Source organism: Gluconacetobacter johannae, from assembly GCF_014174305.1.
GTDB lineage: Bacteria > Pseudomonadota > Alphaproteobacteria > Acetobacterales > Acetobacteraceae > Gluconacetobacter > Gluconacetobacter johannae.
In genome coordinates this window covers 144,786-159,820 of the sequence record NZ_JABEQH010000004.1, presented here as the reverse complement: position 1 = coordinate 159,820, position 15,035 = coordinate 144,786, and the positions used below count along the sequence as shown (strand labels likewise).

Sequence of the window (15,035 nt, the reverse complement as noted above, 5' to 3'; positions counted from 1 at the left end):
CGGGCAATTTCGGTTCATCCCCGCGCATGCGGGGAACACCGGTCCCCACGGTGGGATCAGGCGGCGACCGCCGGTTCATCCCCGCGCATGCGGGGAACACGCTTGCGCGTCGAAGCCCAGCAGCGCGATTTCCGGTTCATCCCCGCGCATGCGGGGAACACGAGGACGACGACGGGGAGACGGCCTATTGGGTCGGTTCATCCCCGCGCATGCGGGGAACACGGCAGGCAATTCGCGATGGAAGAAAAATTCCTCGGTTCATCCCCGCGCATGCGGGGAACACTTCGTGCCAATGCTTCTCGCCGTTCTCGCCAGCGGTTCATCCCCGCGCATGCGGGGAACACCGATCGCGAACGCGTACTACCCCGGAGCCCGTCGGTTCATCCCCGCGCATGCGGGGAACACGCTGAGCCAGGTTTCCAGGGACGATGCCCCTCCGGTTCATCCCCGCGCATGCGGGGAACACACCAGCCCGCGTCTGCGTAGGTTGCTGGAAGACGGTTCATCCCCGCGCATGCGGGGAACACGGCCACTCAGCCGTGGGCGAATGCTCAGATGTCGGTTCATCCCCGCGCATGCGGGGAACACGTTCGTCCCAATCTCGCCAGCCCGGCGTTCGCCGGTTCATCCCCGCGCATGCGGGGAACACCCCAGCCAGCCGAACGCCCAGCGATAGGCCGCCGGTTCATCCCCGCGCATGCGGGGAACACACTTCCTGGAGCGCATTGATATTAAACATCTATTTTGTTGTCAAAGATCCTACCGACTGAAGGCCTGTTTTATCACCCACGCCCCCGCCGGCGCGGAGGTGTGGCGGCCGCTGGTCCCGGCTGCACCGGAAGGGCGGCTTCCGGCCCGAATGAGACCAGTCGGAATCCGTCGAAGTCAACAGGGACACGCCGGTTCCGGCCACAGGTATCGAACTCGAACCCGGCGTCGTTCGGAGCAGCCCAGGCGATGACGGCATTGCCATCCTCGATATAAGCACACACCTGGCCCCAGATCATCTCGCGGATGCGCCGGCCGTAATTGCCGACATAGACGCCGGCACGCACCTCCAGAAGCCAGACCGCCAACCGCCCGCGCAGGCGCGGGGGCGCGTTCTCAACCACGATGACCAGCATCGCCCAATCCTTTCTGGTCTTCGAATGCCACGGGCATGGCCTCGTCCTGTGCCGGTGGCATGTCCAGACCGCCTGCGGCCAGAACCTCCTCGATCAGCGGAATTAGTCGTGCCAGGATGTTCGTACGCCGGAACTGGTCACGGCACCGATGGCGAACGGCGGCCACCGGGTTCGAGATCCGTTGTCCGTCCAGCGGGCGCTCGCGCTGAACGGCCGCCGCCACCCGGAAGGCTTCGGGCACGACGGTCTCAAATTTCACGATGTCGGCGATGTCATACACAAAGCTCTGGGGCTTTCCTGTATGCAGGAATCCTATAGCCGGGGCATAGCCCGCCGCCAGGACCGCTGCCTCCGTAATCCCGTAAAGGGCGGCCGTGGCGGCGGAGAGACAGCGATTGACCAGATTGGCGGTATCCCACTCATGCGGATCGTAGCGTCGTCCATCCCATTGCGCGCCATGCGTGCTGGCCAGAAGGCGATAGGTTTCACGCACCCGGGCGCCCTCTATTCCTCTCAACTGATCGACCGAGCGCCGTTCAGGGGCATCCTCGCCAAAGCGAAGCGCATACATCTTGCGGACAATCTTCAGTCGCGCGGCGTCATCCAGCGCCAGCCGCGCCTGAAGCAGGAGCCTGTCCGCCCGCGCCCCTCCCGGCTGTCCTGAGGCATAAAGCCTTACGCCCGCCTCCCCCACCCAGATCAACAGCGTCCCGGCGCGCGCCGCCAGTGCCGCGGCGGCATGGCTGACGCGCGTGCCTGGCTCCAGCATGAGGCAGACGATACCACCGATGGGGATGTGCGACCTGATTCCGTTCTGATCGACCAGAACGAAGGCGCCGTCCAGCACATCAAGCTGCCCTTTTTCCACGAACAGAACCGAGGACCGTTCTTTCAGCGGAATGGGCCGCGGGGGCGGCAGGCCCGGTATGGCATGGGACATGGCCGCCCTCGTTCAGATCGCCCGGCGGACGAGCATCAGCCCGCAGCCGAAGGCTCGCGCCCGGCCGAATCCCTGCATGACCGTCGCAAGAAATGTTTCGGGCACCGTGACGCGCAGTTCCCCCGTCAGTTCGACCACCCCGAACGATGCCACACCACGCCCACCGGAACGCGGAATCCGCCACACATCGCACCCCTCTACCGTGACCGGAGCCACCAGCGCGAAGCCTGCGCGTGCGCCCTGCCGCCCGACCCATGATTCCAGGGCGCTCGCCACCACCTTTTCACGGGCTTCCGCCCGTTCGTGCCGTGGCAGGCGATGGAGCATATCCATGACGACGTCATGCCGCTGGCTGCGTGCCCGTCCGGGGGTCTTCCGGTCAACCGTGGCATTCGCCCGCAACAGAAAGCGCAACCGGTCTCCCTCTTTCAGGGCAGGTTCGAAAGACCGGGTCTCGATGTCGAAAAGAGAGTGGGCATCGGCAGGTTCGCGGGCCGACAGCACCATGAAGTGCCCGGCTTCCACCTGGCGCCACAGGAAATCGCGCCTCCGCTCCGGCGCATCGCCAAAGAGAGTCCAGAGCAGATGATGGGCCGCGCCATGCCGGGGTCCTTCTCCATCGGGGACAAGAAGCCGGGCCAGAGCCTGCACCGGCGCATCCTGGCGGAGCGTGACGCGTGAGAGAAAGCCGCCGCTCATGCCGTGAGTCCTTCGCTGTATGACAGCATGGCCTCTTCGCGCAGTCCGAACTGCCATCGCGTACGCGAGAGCGGCTGGTCCCGCCGTATCTCGCGACGCAGGAGGGTGCAGCCGCCTCCGTGCTCGGCCACATCGGCCACGTCGAGAACGAGCAGCGGATTTTCACCCTGCGACGGCCCGGCAAGCTGTTCGCGAAAGACGCGGCGCCGCACATGCAGCCGTGCCTCGGGCCCGTTCCGGTGACGCTCCAGCAGCACAGCCGCAGCGGCGGAGCCATCCGTTACGCAAGGCGCCAGAGGCAGCCCTGCGGGACAGGCGCGACGCCCGAGGGAGGGCGTGAAAACCGGCTCGTTCATGGCCGCCTGTATCGCCTGCAATGTCCAGCGCGCGCACTCCCGCCGTGGCCATAGGGCGCCGAGATGCCACGTCCCCGTGCGGTAATCGCGGCGGGACAGGATGGTCGCCAGATCGCCTGGCGACGCGGCCAGTTCCTCGGCCCGGGTCGCCGGACGCCAGTTGCGCCGCGCCGGAGCCGCCTGCGTGGTGTGATAATCCGTCAATAGCCTTCCTGGTGCATGACATAGGATGGCCACCCCGTAATCCGAGGCCAGCGCCGCCTGCGCCTGCTCGTCATCGCGGGTCAGGCCCAGGCAGGCCGCCACGAGCCCCAGCACGGCCGAGCGCGCCGGACGGTCCCAGCCGTCACGCCGCTCGCCGACCGCGATCGCACCGAAGGACGCCATTGGCGCCACCATGGCGAATGTCAGGAACTGCCCCATGGCTGCGCTCAGGACCGGCAGAATGCCGCGATGTCGGCAAGGGTCATGCTGTCCTTCCGGCCGACTTCCAGTTCACCTTCCGTGTCGCTGGCCCGGCCGTAGACCCGCGCCAGCTCATTGCGGAAGTCCGTCAGGGCCGCGATCGAGCCTGCCATCAGGTCGGGGCCGGCAACCGGCCTTGCGAACGCCCCTGCCAGGGTGCGCGGCTGGGCGTTGCCCTTCTCGGCCAGAATGTACTGCGCCCGGGCAAGGGCGGCAAAGCTGTTCTGCTTGCCGGAGGGCGCGACCGTCGCCGCCGCCGCGGCCAGCGCGCCCAGGGCCGCCTCCATCACGCCGCTTTCGCCGTCTCCGCCAAGGTTCTTCCGAAGCAGGTCGCGATTCACGCAGAGATAGAGATAGAACACACCTGACCCGAACCCGGCCTCGCCCAGAAAGCCGGCCCCGGCGTCCTCGTCCGGGCGTTTCAAATCGTCAATCGCCGTATAGTAATCGTCCTCGACCGTGACGCGATGTGTCGTGATGGCATGCGCGACCTGCACCGCCGCCTCCCGGTTATAGGACGGCTCGCTGGCCAGCATCCGGCCGAACAGGGCGATGTCGGCCGCCGTGTCCGTTCGTTTCAGCAGCGTGTCCTTCTCTTTCGCCGGGTCGATCTTCTCCCCTGCGGCCAGTTGGTCCGCCATTGCCAGCGCGGCGTCGCGCTCGGCGGGCGAAATGAAGACAAGCTGTTCGGTAAAGCAGGCGTTGTCGTCCTTCTCCCCCTTCACCTTGCCATAGATCCCGGCGATCGCGCGGGCAATCCCGATCGATTTTTGCTCGTCCACACCCTTGCCCAGAAGATGCTGCCGGATCTCGTCCCCCAGGCGCTGGGTGCGCTGGCCCATATGCCCGGCAAGCGCCGAGGAAAAGATGTCCGACGTACGCCAGGCCCGCTTAAGCGCCTGCGACGAGATCCGCAGGCGCGTCACGCCCCCCACCGTCGCCGTCTTGGGGTTGCCCGTGTCATCACGATTGACGTTGGACGGCGGATAGAAGGTCAACAGATGCAGTTGCAGAAATCGGCTCACGACTGACGTTCCTTCTCGGATTCCTTGGATTCTCCGGCGGCCATCCCGTTGTCCGGCTCTCCCGCGTTCCAGTATTCGTACACCCAGCGCACGCGGATTCGCTCCGCCGCCGCATGGTCCCACATGCCTTCCCGGGGCCACGCAAAAACCGATCTCGCCAGATCGGAAACATTCAGTTTGTTATCGGCAAGAATCACGAGGCGACGAAATGTCCTGAGACACTCGTCGAACGTGTCCGCGTCCAGCAACCTGCGAAACCGGACCGGTTTGCACAGCGCCGTCGCCGCGTTCGTTGCGTCGACCGGTCCGATCCGCCGCGCCACGGACAGCAAGGCCTCGTCCGTGCGAACATGCGCCAGAACCGCCGCGACCAGGGCCACGCGGGCCAGATCATCCTCATGCCGCGCGCCGCAGCGGCGCGCGAGCGCCTGCACCGCCGGCTCGAACAGTGCATCCGCCACGCATCCACAGCGTCGCAGCCGCGCCAGCGTCGCGCGGTCGCCCGGTTTTCCGCGTCCGGGGTCCGGCCGCAATTCACGCCACCAGTCCCTGGCCTTTTCGGCAAAGGCGTTGCGGTCTGGCCCCGTCATTGCCGCTTTGTCCTTGCGGCTGCTTTCCGCGCCACCGGAACCGGAATTTTCAGAACCGCCATGATCGAACCGCCTTCCTTTCCGCCGCCGGAAACGGCCACTCGAAGCCGCCGTCGCGCCAGCGCCGATCGCTGCGCCTCGGTCGCCCCGGTATCCGGGGCCAAAACCACCGACGCGTCGAACAACGCCATGGCCGCCCGCCCGATCTGGTGCAGCCAGTCTTTCCTCAGGCCGATATCGTCCCCGTCGGTCAGGCGCGCCGCCTGGTGGAGGAGGTCGAAGAACGCCCCTTCCGTCCGCGTCCAGAACTGTTCGCGCACATTGGCAAGCAGCGTCGCATCCAGCGAAACCGTCCCCTTGCCGAACAGCGCATCCCGCACGCAGCCGCGAAGCACGGCCGCCATCTGATCTGCCGCCGCGACACAATCACGCGCCAGCGTATCCAGCACCTCCTGCCGTGCCGGATCGGCGGTGCCCGGCAGGGGCATCTCGCTTTCCACGAAACCTCGGGCCTTCATGTTATCCATGTCGTAGCCGGCCGCCAGAAGCCGGGGTCGAGGCGACTCCGCGATATCGCGGGCACGCGCGTCGCGCCATGTCAGCACCGCGCTGGCCGGAAGCCGCTGTCCGTCGCCGCTGTTCACGACAAGTCCCGTCCAATGGCGGTATCCGATGCCGCCGGGCTGCGGGTGCACACTGAGCCATTCGGCATCCGTCTTCTGTCGATAGCGCGGCGTAAGCGGATGGATCACGGCCCCCTCGCCATAGGGCATGCCGGTCCATCCGGCGTAGCTGGCCCCATAGGGGCGCTGCCGCCAGCCGGGCACCAGAACATCATCCGGCCGCCCCGTCAGGTCGCACACGCAGCTTTCCGCCACCTCGAAATCGAGACGGATGCGCCGTGGCATTCCCCACCAGCACTGCAACGGATGGGCGTTGTGGCCGGAGCGTACGCTGGTTCCGTCCTTGCCCGACCCGATCGTCGGCGCAAGCCATGGAAACACGCGCGGCAGATCGGCATCCCGCACCGCAGATCCAACGGGGGTATTCGCCCATGCGACTTCCCACAAGCTCGCCCCCTCGCGCGGCAGGACCAGCGTGACCAGCGGCCCACCGCCGCGCAGCCCCGTCATGTTTCCCGCCCCGCCGCTGGGCGCCCAGGACTGGAGGGTGAACAGGGCCATGGCCGCCGCCGAACGTCCCAGCACGGTGACGTGCGCCCGGTGCACGAACAGGTCCGCGTTCTTCTTTACAGTGCTGTCGCCGGGCGCATTAATCAGCAGCCGCTCCACCGGTTCCTGACCACTTTGCAACTCTTGCAGATCCTGAAGGAAGCGCGGCCCCGGCCCGTCGAGCCAGAAGGCGTCAGCCACACGGCCGAAGGCTTCGTCCAGCACCTCTACCGAGGGCGGCTTTTCCCAGCTTTCGCACCAGGCGTCCTCATCCTCCGGTGGGAAGGCGGTCGCCAGCAGTCCGATCAGAAACTCCAGAGACGCGACCCGAAAATCCGGTCGCGGCCAGTCGAGCGCCATAACCGGATCGTCAGCCATCTCCTCCACAATCTGCGCCGGACGGATGAAAGCGACAGCGCCGGATTTTCGGCGGACAGGCAGCCATGGATCGGTGATGAGATTGAGGGGTTGAGAGGTCATTGCCTATATGTAGAGTGTGAAGTTTTCATTCGGCATTGCGTACGAATGCACATTGAAAAAATACCTATCCCCTATTCAGCGACTCTGACAACGACGCCACAACCGGAATATTATTCAGATTTACTGGTCGCGAAAGATCTCAAGACCATAAATCTGATCGTAACCGATTACAATTTCATGTCCCGTCTCTGTCCGTCCGGCGCCACGCCACCCTGCCTCCGTTTCCCGAAGCACAAGCAATAGAACCTGATCTTCCGCCTCGCGCTCCCAACGTGACCACCCGGCGCGCGCGGCAGTCACGGCCACCTCAAGGCCAACGGGAGGCGGGCAACCGGCCAGGCGGTAGCGCGCCACCGACACCTCGGACAATGCCCATGCGCGGTGGCGCTCGCTCTCGCGGGCAAGGCTTCTGTCGGCTTTGGCAGCCCACGGCAGCACCTTTTGGTCCTGCATCACCGCAAGCCGCACGGTCACGCAGGGCAGATCCTCCAGTCGGGTCGGCGTTCTCGCTTCACGTTCCCAGAGAGCGGCGTCCGTGGCGTACCCCGCATCAAACGACAACACGTTCCGATCAGCAGCGGCGCCGGCGGCAAGGGCTTTTCCCGTGGCGTCCATGCTGCCTGCCATCAATCCTTCCGGGACGGCGTCAGGAGCACTGGCGTCGCCGCTTTCCTCGATGAGGGTGCGGAGGCCGGCAGGGCTTTCGATCCGCCCATGCCTGAACAGCACCCGCGCCGTCCGCCAGAGCAGTGCCGGATCGCGATACACCGAGGCCGTTCCCGGCAGCACGCGCTGTATCCAGCGCGGATCGGGGTCGGCAACCGGCTCGGGCGAAATGACGAGCAATTCCTCCCGATCGACAGGTCGGGCGGTACGCCGATGACGGCGCAGCCGTCCGGCCCGCTGGATGAGCTGGTCCATGGGGGCGAGGTCGGTGCAGAGCACATCGAAATCCAGGTCGAGGCTCTGCTCGATCACCTGGGATGCCACCAGAACGGCGGAGCGCCCTACCTCCCCGCCGTCCTTTCCGAACCGCGCGAGCACGTCCCGTTCGATCATCAGCCGGTCCACCATGGCAAAACGCGCGTGAAAGACCAGCGCCTCCACCCCCTGCGCGCGAAGCGACCGGGCTGTTGCGATCACCTCGTCCACCGTGTTGCGGATCCACGCCACCGCGGCCCCGGCGGCCGCGGTCACCACGCCCATGGCCGAGTCGGCATCGGCAAGGCGCCGGACGGCGATGCTGCGCGCCAGACCCGGCCGGGGCGCGCAGGGACGTTCCTCGACCCCGCTTTTGCCGACAAGGGTGACCAGCGGATAGGCCATGCCGGACAGGCGCATGGGGTCTGCCACCCCCAGCCCCTTGCGGAACGCATCGGTCAGTTCCTGCCGGACCCGATGCGTCAGTGTGGCCGACAGCAGGATCGCCGATCCGCCCATCGCCGCGTGAAAGTGAAGCAGCGCGACCATCTCACGTCGCATATAGGGGTCGAACGCATGACATTCGTCCACGATCAGGACCTTCCCCGCCAGGCCGGCCTGCCGCACCGTCGCGAAACGCACGGGCAATACCGCCATCAGGGCCTGGTCGATCGTGCCCACCCCCACCTGCGCCATCAGGGCCCGTCGTGCTTCGCTCCCCAGCCATGCCGCGCAATAGGCCTCGGCCGTCTCGTCCATGGTCCGGACGGCCGAAAGTGCGTCCGGACCGTCATCGGGGGCCAGCGCCGCGACAAACCGCTCGTCCAGCCGGGCACGTCCGTGCGCCAACGCCAGTGAGGGGCGCGCCGAGGGCTGGAAAAGCCGGCGATAGGCCATGGCGAGCCGGTCATACATGGCGTTTGCCGTAGCCATCGTCGGCAACGCGACGAACAGTCCCGAACCGCGCCCTTGGGCCATCAGCCTCTGGGCCAGGACCAGCGCGGCTTCCGTCTTGCCGCTGCCGGTCATGTCCTCGATGACGACAAGCACCGGTCCGGACGGCAGCGCCGCGGCTTCGAGCAAGGCCTGAACGGGCGAGGGCTCGCGGATATGGTCGAACAGACGGACGGTGCCTGCGAACGGCGCCAGCGCCATTGGCCCCAAGCCGGCCCGAAATATGGCCGCCTGCGCCCTGGGCAAGGCATGGTTCCAGAAATATTCCGCTGGCTCGCTCACGGTGTTCGGATTCACGTAAGGAAACCACTCCTGCCGCGAGCCGATCCAGTCCGCATGGACGGTGATGCCCGCCAGCATCCATTCGAGCCGTCTGAGGGTATCGGGACCGGGACGCAGGATCGGCGGGGGCCGGAACACATCGAACAGCATGGCCACGAGCGTCTGTGCGCGCGCGATCGTGCCCTGCTCCAAAATGCCCCTGTCTATGGCCGGTACGGGCTGCCCGTGATGACCCGCAACGGCACGCAGAAGCTGCAACTTCAAACTGGGCCGCCAGCGTTTTCCATCCGGACCGCTCCCAAACAGCGGGGCAAGGACGCCATCCACCATAAGATCCAGAAGCGCCAGCCCGGCTGCATCGTGAGGACATTGCACATGCTCCGCGCGAAAAGGCCCCAGGACGGCTTCAGGCCAGCATTTCGCCACCTTTGCCTGAAAGGCCGGCATGAGCTTTCCGATGTCGTGCAGCGCAACCAGCAGGCCAAGCTGGCGGCGATCGAGGCCGCAATTCCCGCTCCCCGGCAGAAGGATGGCGACGGCGGCGACATCCAGCATATGCGCGATGAGGGGATGCATGAGCGGGTCGTCCGTCGCACCTTCATCTGGAACGGGGCGAGCCTTTCCCCAGAAAAGTTCCAGTCCATCCGAATGCATGACCGCTACCGTTTCCTTTTCAGCTTACCGGTGAGAGAGGTGAATCATTGGAGTCGCTTCGTTGGGATGTGGAGCAGGCGGTCGCCTCCCATCGCGAGTGCGACCAGAAATCAAAATTTGGAAACATAACATTTATATGATTTCCATTTTGTTCGCTCACTTCACGCTGTATTGATTGCGTAACGGCAACGGGGTGCCCGCTGCCCATTCGGTTCTCATCAGCCTCTGAAAGCAAATGTCATGAACATCTCTCTTCCTCGGGACCCTGTCCTTCTGGCCGCCCGTCTCCTGCTCGCAACCCTGTTCGTCTTCATGGGGTGGGGCAAGCTGACGGATTATGCGGGGACCGTGGCCTACATGGCCAGCACCGGCGCACCTGTCCCTGCCCTGTCGGCGGGCATCGCCATTATCGTGGAACTGGGGATCGGGCTGGCGCTGGTGGCCGGCGTGCTGGTCACGCCGCTGGCGCTTGCCCTGGCCGCCTATACCATCGTCACCGCCTTCATCGGCCATCACTACTGGACGTTTACCGGCATGCAGCGGTACGACATGTGGATCCATTTCTACAAGAACTTCAGCATCGCCGGCGGCCTGCTGGCGCTGGCGGCGGCAGGTCCGGGCCGGATCGCCATCGGGGGAAAGGGGGAAATAACGACAGGGCCCCGGTCGAGGGAACGCTTGACGAAGCGGCGCCGGATGGCGACGTGAAGGGAGTGTCAATCGGCCCGGAGGCGCGCCATGCAGCTTGCCAATAACTACGCCACCCTGCCGCCGCGTTTTTTCGCGCGCATCGACCCCAGCGCGCTCAGCGCCCCGCGCCTGCTGAAGCTGAATGACGGGCTTGCCCGCGATCTTGGCCTCGACCCCGACTGGCTTGCCGGGCCGGAAGGGGTCGCCATGCTGGCGGGCAGCGCCTTTCCCGCCGGCGTGACGCCGATCGCCACCGCCTATGCGGGGCATCAGTTCGGGCAGTTCGTGCCTGTGCTGGGCGACGGACGGGCCCTTCTTCTGGGTGACGGGGTGGATGTGCATGGCCGCCCCTACGAGATCCAGCTCAAGGGATCGGGGCCCACGCCTTTCTCGCGGCGGGGCGACGGCCGGGCCGCGCTGGGGCCGGTGTTGCGCGAATATCTGGTCAGCGAGGCCATGGCGGCGCTGGGTGTGCCCACCACGCGCACCCTGGCCGCCGTCGCGACGGGCGAGACCGTGGCGCGGGACACGCTCAAGCCCGGCGCCGTTCTGGCGCGCGTGGCCTCCAGCCACATCCGGGTCGGCAGTTTCCAGTATTTCGCCGCCCGCAAGGACGAGGAAGGGCTGAGGGCGCTGGCCGATTTCGCCATCGTGCGGCATTATCCCGACCTTGTGGGCCAGCAGGACCGCTATCTGGCATTTTTCGATGCCGTCGTCAGCGCACAGGCGGCATTGATCGCCCGCTGGATGAGCCTCGGCTTCATCCACGGCGTGATGAACACCGACAACATGACGGTCTCGGGCGAGACGATCGACTACGGCCCCTGCGCGTTCCTCGACGAGTACAACCCGTCGAAGGTGTTCAGTTCGATCGACCGGGGCGGCCGCTATGCCTATGCGAACCAGCCGCACATCGCCATGTGGAATCTCGCCCGTCTCGCCGAGACGCTGATGCCGCTGATCGACGCCGATCCACAGGCCGCGGTGAACCGTCTCGAGCCGGTATTGATGGCCTTCCGCGAACGCTACGAGCAGGCGGCCGATGTGCTGATGCACCGCAAGCTGGGGCTGGAAACGGACGAGCCGGACGATCGGCGTCTGATTTCGGACTGGCTGGACCTGCTGCAGGCCGCCTCCGCCGATTTCACATGGAGCTTCCGTCGTCTCGCGGACCCCGAGCCGGATTTCCCCGAACTGGACGGCTTTGCGGCCTGGCGCGCGCGCTGGCAGGCGCGGCTGGCGTCGGAAGGGTGCGCGCCGCCGGACGCGCGCGTGAAGATGCGGCGCGTCAATCCGGCCGTCATCCCCCGCAACCATCGGATCGAGGCCGTCATCGAAGCCGCCGAGAAGGGCGATTTCGGGCCTTTCGAGGCGCTGCTCGCGGCGGTCACGGCTCCCTTCGCGGATAATCCCGACTATGAGCGGCCACCCCTGGTCGCCGAGCGCGTCCGGGCGACATTCTGCGGGACCTAGCCGCCGAGCATGACCGCCGCCCCGATCCCCGCCGCCCCCAGCAGCACCAGCAGGGCGGCCGGCAACGCGCCATGCCGGCGGCCGGCGAAACCCAGCGTATAGGCGGCCTTCAGCACATTGTTCGACGATGCCGCGATCAGGATGGCCAGCACCGCCGCCGCGACCGGCGTGCCCGGCGCGCCGCCCTGCGCCAGCCCCAGCACGAAGGGGTCGATGTCGCTGACCCCCACGACGGCGGCCAGGGCATACAGGCCCGCCACCCCGAAACGGGCGCGCGCCCAGCCGGTGGCGACCGAGATCACGACGAACAGCGCCGCGAAGACCAGCGCCGTCGTCAGTTCCAGCGGATTGGACGGACCACGCGGCGCAGCCTGCGCCGCCGCCGGGTCCTGGGCGCCGCGCCGGTACAGGATGGCGGCGACCAGCCCCCCGCAGGCGGCAAGCCCGATCGCCAGCGGCGCCAGACGCAGCGCCAGCGGCCAGTCGAACACGCCCACGATGACCGTCAGGCGCAGGTACATGATCGCGGTGGCCAGGACGATGCCCGCCTGCGTCTGGCGCCGGTCGGACCCGGCGCCCCCCAGACGGCGCGCCAGCACGATCGTCGTCGCGGTCGAGGAGTAGAGGCCGCCCAGCAGCGCCACCCACACCCCCGTTCCCTTCGGCGCGACATAGCGTTGCAGCAGGTAGCTGGCATAGGACACCGTGCAGATCGCCAGCACCGCCAGCCACACCTGATGCGGCGTCAGGCCGGTCAGGCGGGTGACCGGCGTGTCCGGCAGCAGCGGCATCACCAGCCCGGTCAGGATCAGGAACTTGCCGGCGGTCACGATCTCGTCCAGGCCCACGCGCCGGGCCAGCGCGTGCAGCCAGTCGCGGCCCGTCAGCAGCAGCACCGCCCCCACCGTCCCGCCGACCGCGACCCAGCGCGGACCGGCCATGACCACCGCGCCCAGCAGATAGGCCAGCAGGTTGCACACCAGCACGACGATGCCGTTATCGCCCTCGCCCCGCAGGCGCGCCGCATAGAACAGCGCCAGCCACGCGCCCAGCACCAGAAGGCCGACGCAGAACGGCAGCGGATTGCCGGGGACCAGCCAGAACAGCAGCGCACCGCACAGCGCCAGCAGCGGAAAGGTGCGGACGCCGCCGGGCCGCGTGCGGGTATCGTTGCGATGGAATTCCTCGAACGCCAGGCCGAAGAAAAAACCCAGGCCCAGTGTAGCCAGAAGATCCGCAACCAGTTTCATCAAGGCCCTCACCCGCCCCCTGCCGGCGACAGGGAACCATGCCGTTGCCCTTTGCACAACGCAGGCTTTCCGATACCGGATTGTCGTGGGGCGGGCCATGCGCTATCAATCGGCCCGCATCCAGAGTCGGGTTCACGCCCGACACCAACCTGCATCCGAGCAAGGTGGCGTTCCCGTACGGGAAGATGTGGCCGATCCGGCAAACAACGGACAGGAGCCGCACGTCATTTCGTTCGCGATGAACCGACGACGAAAGGCCCGCGACCCGATGCCCCATACGCAACAGCAATTTGCCAGCGATAATTACGCAGGCATCTGCCCCGACGCCATGCGCGCGATCGAGCAGGCCAATCGCGGGTCGGCCCAGGCCTACGGCGACGACCCGTGGACGGTACGCGCGGCAAACGCCTTCCGCACCACGTTCGAGACCGATTGCGAACTGTTCTTCGTCTTCAACGGCACGGCCGCCAATTCGCTGGCCCTGGCGGCGTTGTGCCAGTCCTATGAAAGCATCATCGCGTCCGACACCGCCCATGTGGAAACCGACGAATGCGGGGCGCCGGAATTCTTCTCGAACGGCGCGAAGATCCTGGTGGCGCGCGGCGAAGGCGGAAAACTGACCCCGGACGCCATCCGCGCGTTCGCGCTGGGCCGCACCGACATCCATTTCCCGCGCCCGCGCGCCGTCACCATCACGCAGCCGACGGAAACCGGACAGCTCTACAGCCTGGAGGAAATCGGCGACATCGCCCGGACCTGCCGGGAACTGGGCCTGCGGCTGCATATGGACGGCGCGCGTTTCGCCAATGCGATCGACAGCCTGGGATGCAGCCCGGCGGACATGACCTGGCGCGCCGGCGTGGATGTGCTGAGCTTCGGCGGCACCAAGAACGGCATGGCGATCGGCGAGGCCGTGCTGTTCTTCGACCGCGCGCTGGCCAACGGGTTCGATTACCGCTGCAAGCAGGCAGGGCAGCTTGCGTCGAAGATGCGCTTCCTGTCCGCCCCGTGGGCCGTGATGTTCGAAACCGGCGCCTGGCGCGCCAATGCGGCCCACGCCAATGCCTGCGCGCGGCATTTCGCCGCTCAGGTCGCCGGCCTGCCGGGAGTGGAGATCCTGTTTCCCGTCCAGGCCAACGCGGTGTTCCTCAAGCTGCCGCCCGACGTCATGGCGGCGCTGCATGAACGCGGCTGGGTCTTCTACAACTTCATCGGCGACAGCGCGCGCTTCATGTTCGCCTGGGATTCCGACCGGGCGCGGATCGACGCCCTGGTGCAGGACCTGCGCGACATCACGGGCGCGCGCCTGTCACCCGAAGGGTCCTGACCGTCATGACGCTCCAGGGTTGGCTGCTGTATCTGAACGCCGTGTTCCTGCTGTCGGCCATTCCGGGGCCAAACATGACGCATATCATGACGTTCAGCACCCGGCACGGGCTACGCAGATGCACCCACAGCATGGCCGGATGCCTGCTGGCGCTGATCGTGCTGCTGAGCGCGTCCGCCGCGGGGCTGAGCGCGGTGCTGACGGCATCGCCCACGCTGTTCCGCATCGTGAAATATGCCGGTGCATTCTACCTGATCCAGCTTGGCCTGCGGGCATGGCTGGACCGGTCGGCGGACGGGCCGGCCATCGACGGGCAGGCCGCCGTTTCGGCTGGCGCGTCGCTGGCCACGTCCTTTCTGGTCGGCATCAGCAACCCCAAGGCGATCATCTTCGCGGCGTCGTTCCTGCCGCAATTCGTCGATCCGTCGGCGTCGCAGCCCCCGCAATACGCCCTGCTGATCGCGACCTCGGCCGCGACCGAAACGCTGTGGATGCTGATCTACGCCACCGGCGGCGCGCGGCTGTCGACCGTGCTGACCCGCCCGGCCTGGCGGCGGCGCCTGCAGCGGGCCAGCGGTTCGCTGTTCGTCCTGTTCGGGGGCATCCTGCTGCTGCACGACCGGCGGTAGATCG

13 protein-coding genes, 1 CRISPR repeat array and 1 riboswitch (1 of these 15 only partly in view) are annotated in these 15,035 nt (G+C 66.7%); of the genes, 4 read left to right on the top strand and 9 right to left on the bottom strand.

Translation table 11 applies throughout. The annotated features are described in order from the left end of the window. A CRISPR array of direct repeats spans positions 1-710; the repeat unit is 29 nt; unit sequence CGGTTCATCCCCGCGCATGCGGGGAACAC (it extends 1,027 nt beyond the left edge of the window). Between the two features lie 72 nt (positions 711-782). The 8 genes from cas2e to cas3 form a co-directional block, all read right to left on the bottom strand. After that, positions 783-1,124: a type I-E CRISPR-associated endoribonuclease Cas2e gene (gene cas2e, locus HLH21_RS04225; protein ID WP_182941625.1), complete on the bottom strand. Its 342-nt coding sequence runs from the start codon at positions 1,122-1,124 to the stop codon at positions 783-785. After that, positions 1,105-2,064: a type I-E CRISPR-associated endonuclease Cas1e gene (gene cas1e, locus HLH21_RS04220; protein WP_182941623.1), complete on the bottom strand. Its 960-nt coding sequence runs from the start codon at positions 2,062-2,064 to the stop codon at positions 1,105-1,107. The genes cas2e and cas1e overlap by 20 nt, the downstream gene beginning before the upstream one ends. A gap of 12 nt (positions 2,065-2,076) precedes the next feature. Continuing rightward, positions 2,077-2,763 (bottom strand): type I-E CRISPR-associated protein Cas6/Cse3/CasE, encoded by a 687-nt coding sequence (gene cas6e, locus HLH21_RS04215; protein ID WP_182941621.1) that lies wholly within the window; start codon positions 2,761-2,763, stop codon positions 2,077-2,079. Beyond that, positions 2,760-3,542, bottom strand: coding sequence for a type I-E CRISPR-associated protein Cas5/CasD (gene cas5e, locus HLH21_RS04210; protein WP_182941619.1), 783 nt, complete (start codon positions 3,540-3,542; stop codon positions 2,760-2,762). Before cas5e ends, cas6e begins: the two co-directional genes overlap by 4 nt. 8 nt (positions 3,543-3,550) lie before the next feature. Next, positions 3,551-4,609, bottom strand: a complete 1,059-nt coding sequence (gene cas7e, locus HLH21_RS04205) for a type I-E CRISPR-associated protein Cas7/Cse4/CasC (RefSeq protein WP_182941617.1) — start codon at positions 4,607-4,609, stop codon at positions 3,551-3,553. After that, positions 4,606-5,199 carry a type I-E CRISPR-associated protein Cse2/CasB gene (casB, locus tag HLH21_RS04200; RefSeq protein WP_182941615.1) on the bottom strand — a complete coding sequence of 198 codons (594 nt, stop codon included), beginning with the start codon at positions 5,197-5,199 and terminating at the stop codon, positions 4,606-4,608. Before casB ends, cas7e begins: the two co-directional genes overlap by 4 nt. Continuing rightward, a complete protein-coding gene (gene casA, locus HLH21_RS04195) occupies positions 5,196-6,851 on the bottom strand; it encodes a type I-E CRISPR-associated protein Cse1/CasA (RefSeq protein ID WP_182941613.1) in 1,656 nt (551 codons plus the stop codon). Before casA ends, casB begins: the two co-directional genes overlap by 4 nt. A 120-nt stretch (positions 6,852-6,971) precedes the next feature. Next, positions 6,972-9,662: a CRISPR-associated helicase Cas3' gene (gene cas3, locus HLH21_RS04190; protein ID WP_182941611.1), complete on the bottom strand. Its 2,691-nt coding sequence runs from the start codon at positions 9,660-9,662 to the stop codon at positions 6,972-6,974. A 240-nt stretch (positions 9,663-9,902) separates the two neighbouring features. Between cas3 and HLH21_RS04185 the strand changes: the two genes are divergently transcribed. After that, complete coding sequence (locus tag HLH21_RS04185; protein WP_182941609.1) at positions 9,903-10,370, top strand: DoxX family protein; 468 nt, start codon at positions 9,903-9,905, stop codon at positions 10,368-10,370. Positions 10,371-10,400: 30 nt separating this feature from the next. Then, positions 10,401-11,825 carry a protein adenylyltransferase SelO gene (locus HLH21_RS04180; protein ID WP_182941607.1) on the top strand — a complete coding sequence of 475 codons (1,425 nt, stop codon included), beginning with the start codon at positions 10,401-10,403 and terminating at the stop codon, positions 11,823-11,825. Here the strand turns inward: HLH21_RS04180 and HLH21_RS04175 are convergent. After that, positions 11,822-13,075: an MgtC/SapB family protein gene (locus tag HLH21_RS04175; protein ID WP_182941605.1), complete on the bottom strand. Its 1,254-nt coding sequence runs from the start codon at positions 13,073-13,075 to the stop codon at positions 11,822-11,824. The two genes, HLH21_RS04180 and HLH21_RS04175, sit on opposite strands and share 4 nt — an antisense overlap. Positions 13,076-13,186: 111 nt before the next feature. Continuing rightward, positions 13,187-13,292: riboswitch (SAM-I-IV-variant riboswitch) on the top strand. A 51-nt stretch (positions 13,293-13,343) separates the two neighbouring features. On the opposite strand from HLH21_RS04175, the gene HLH21_RS04170 reads away from it, so the two are divergent. Then, positions 13,344-14,402 carry a threonine aldolase family protein gene (locus HLH21_RS04170; RefSeq protein WP_182941603.1) on the top strand — a complete coding sequence of 353 codons (1,059 nt, stop codon included), beginning with the start codon at positions 13,344-13,346 and terminating at the stop codon, positions 14,400-14,402. Positions 14,403-14,407: 5 nt separating this feature from the next. Then, positions 14,408-15,031 (top strand): LysE family translocator, encoded by a 624-nt coding sequence (locus HLH21_RS04165; RefSeq protein ID WP_182941601.1) that lies wholly within the window; start codon positions 14,408-14,410, stop codon positions 15,029-15,031. Positions 15,032-15,035: the final 4 nt, after the last annotated feature.

Coding starts and splice junctions, on each gene's coding strand:
- cas2e (WP_182941625.1), bottom strand. CDS start 1,124: ATGCTGGTCATCGTGGTTGAGAACGCGCCCCCGCGCCTGCGCGGGCGG.
- cas1e (WP_182941623.1), bottom strand. CDS start 2,064: ATGTCCCATGCCATACCGGGCCTGCCGCCCCCGCGGCCCATTCCGCTG.
- cas6e (WP_182941621.1), bottom strand. CDS start 2,763: ATGAGCGGCGGCTTTCTCTCACGCGTCACGCTCCGCCAGGATGCGCCG.
- cas5e (WP_182941619.1), bottom strand. CDS start 3,542: ATGGGGCAGTTCCTGACATTCGCCATGGTGGCGCCAATGGCGTCCTTC.
- casB (WP_182941615.1), bottom strand. CDS start 5,199: ATGACGGGGCCAGACCGCAACGCCTTTGCCGAAAAGGCCAGGGACTGG.
- casA (WP_182941613.1), bottom strand. CDS start 6,851: ATGACCTCTCAACCCCTCAATCTCATCACCGATCCATGGCTGCCTGTC.
- cas3 (WP_182941611.1), bottom strand. CDS start 9,662: ATGCATTCGGATGGACTGGAACTTTTCTGGGGAAAGGCTCGCCCCGTT.
- HLH21_RS04185 (WP_182941609.1), top strand. CDS start 9,903: ATGAACATCTCTCTTCCTCGGGACCCTGTCCTTCTGGCCGCCCGTCTC.
- HLH21_RS04180 (WP_182941607.1), top strand. CDS start 10,401: ATGCAGCTTGCCAATAACTACGCCACCCTGCCGCCGCGTTTTTTCGCG.
- HLH21_RS04175 (WP_182941605.1), bottom strand. CDS start 13,075: ATGAAACTGGTTGCGGATCTTCTGGCTACACTGGGCCTGGGTTTTTTC.
- HLH21_RS04170 (WP_182941603.1), top strand. CDS start 13,344: ATGCCCCATACGCAACAGCAATTTGCCAGCGATAATTACGCAGGCATC.
- HLH21_RS04165 (WP_182941601.1), top strand. CDS start 14,408: ATGACGCTCCAGGGTTGGCTGCTGTATCTGAACGCCGTGTTCCTGCTG.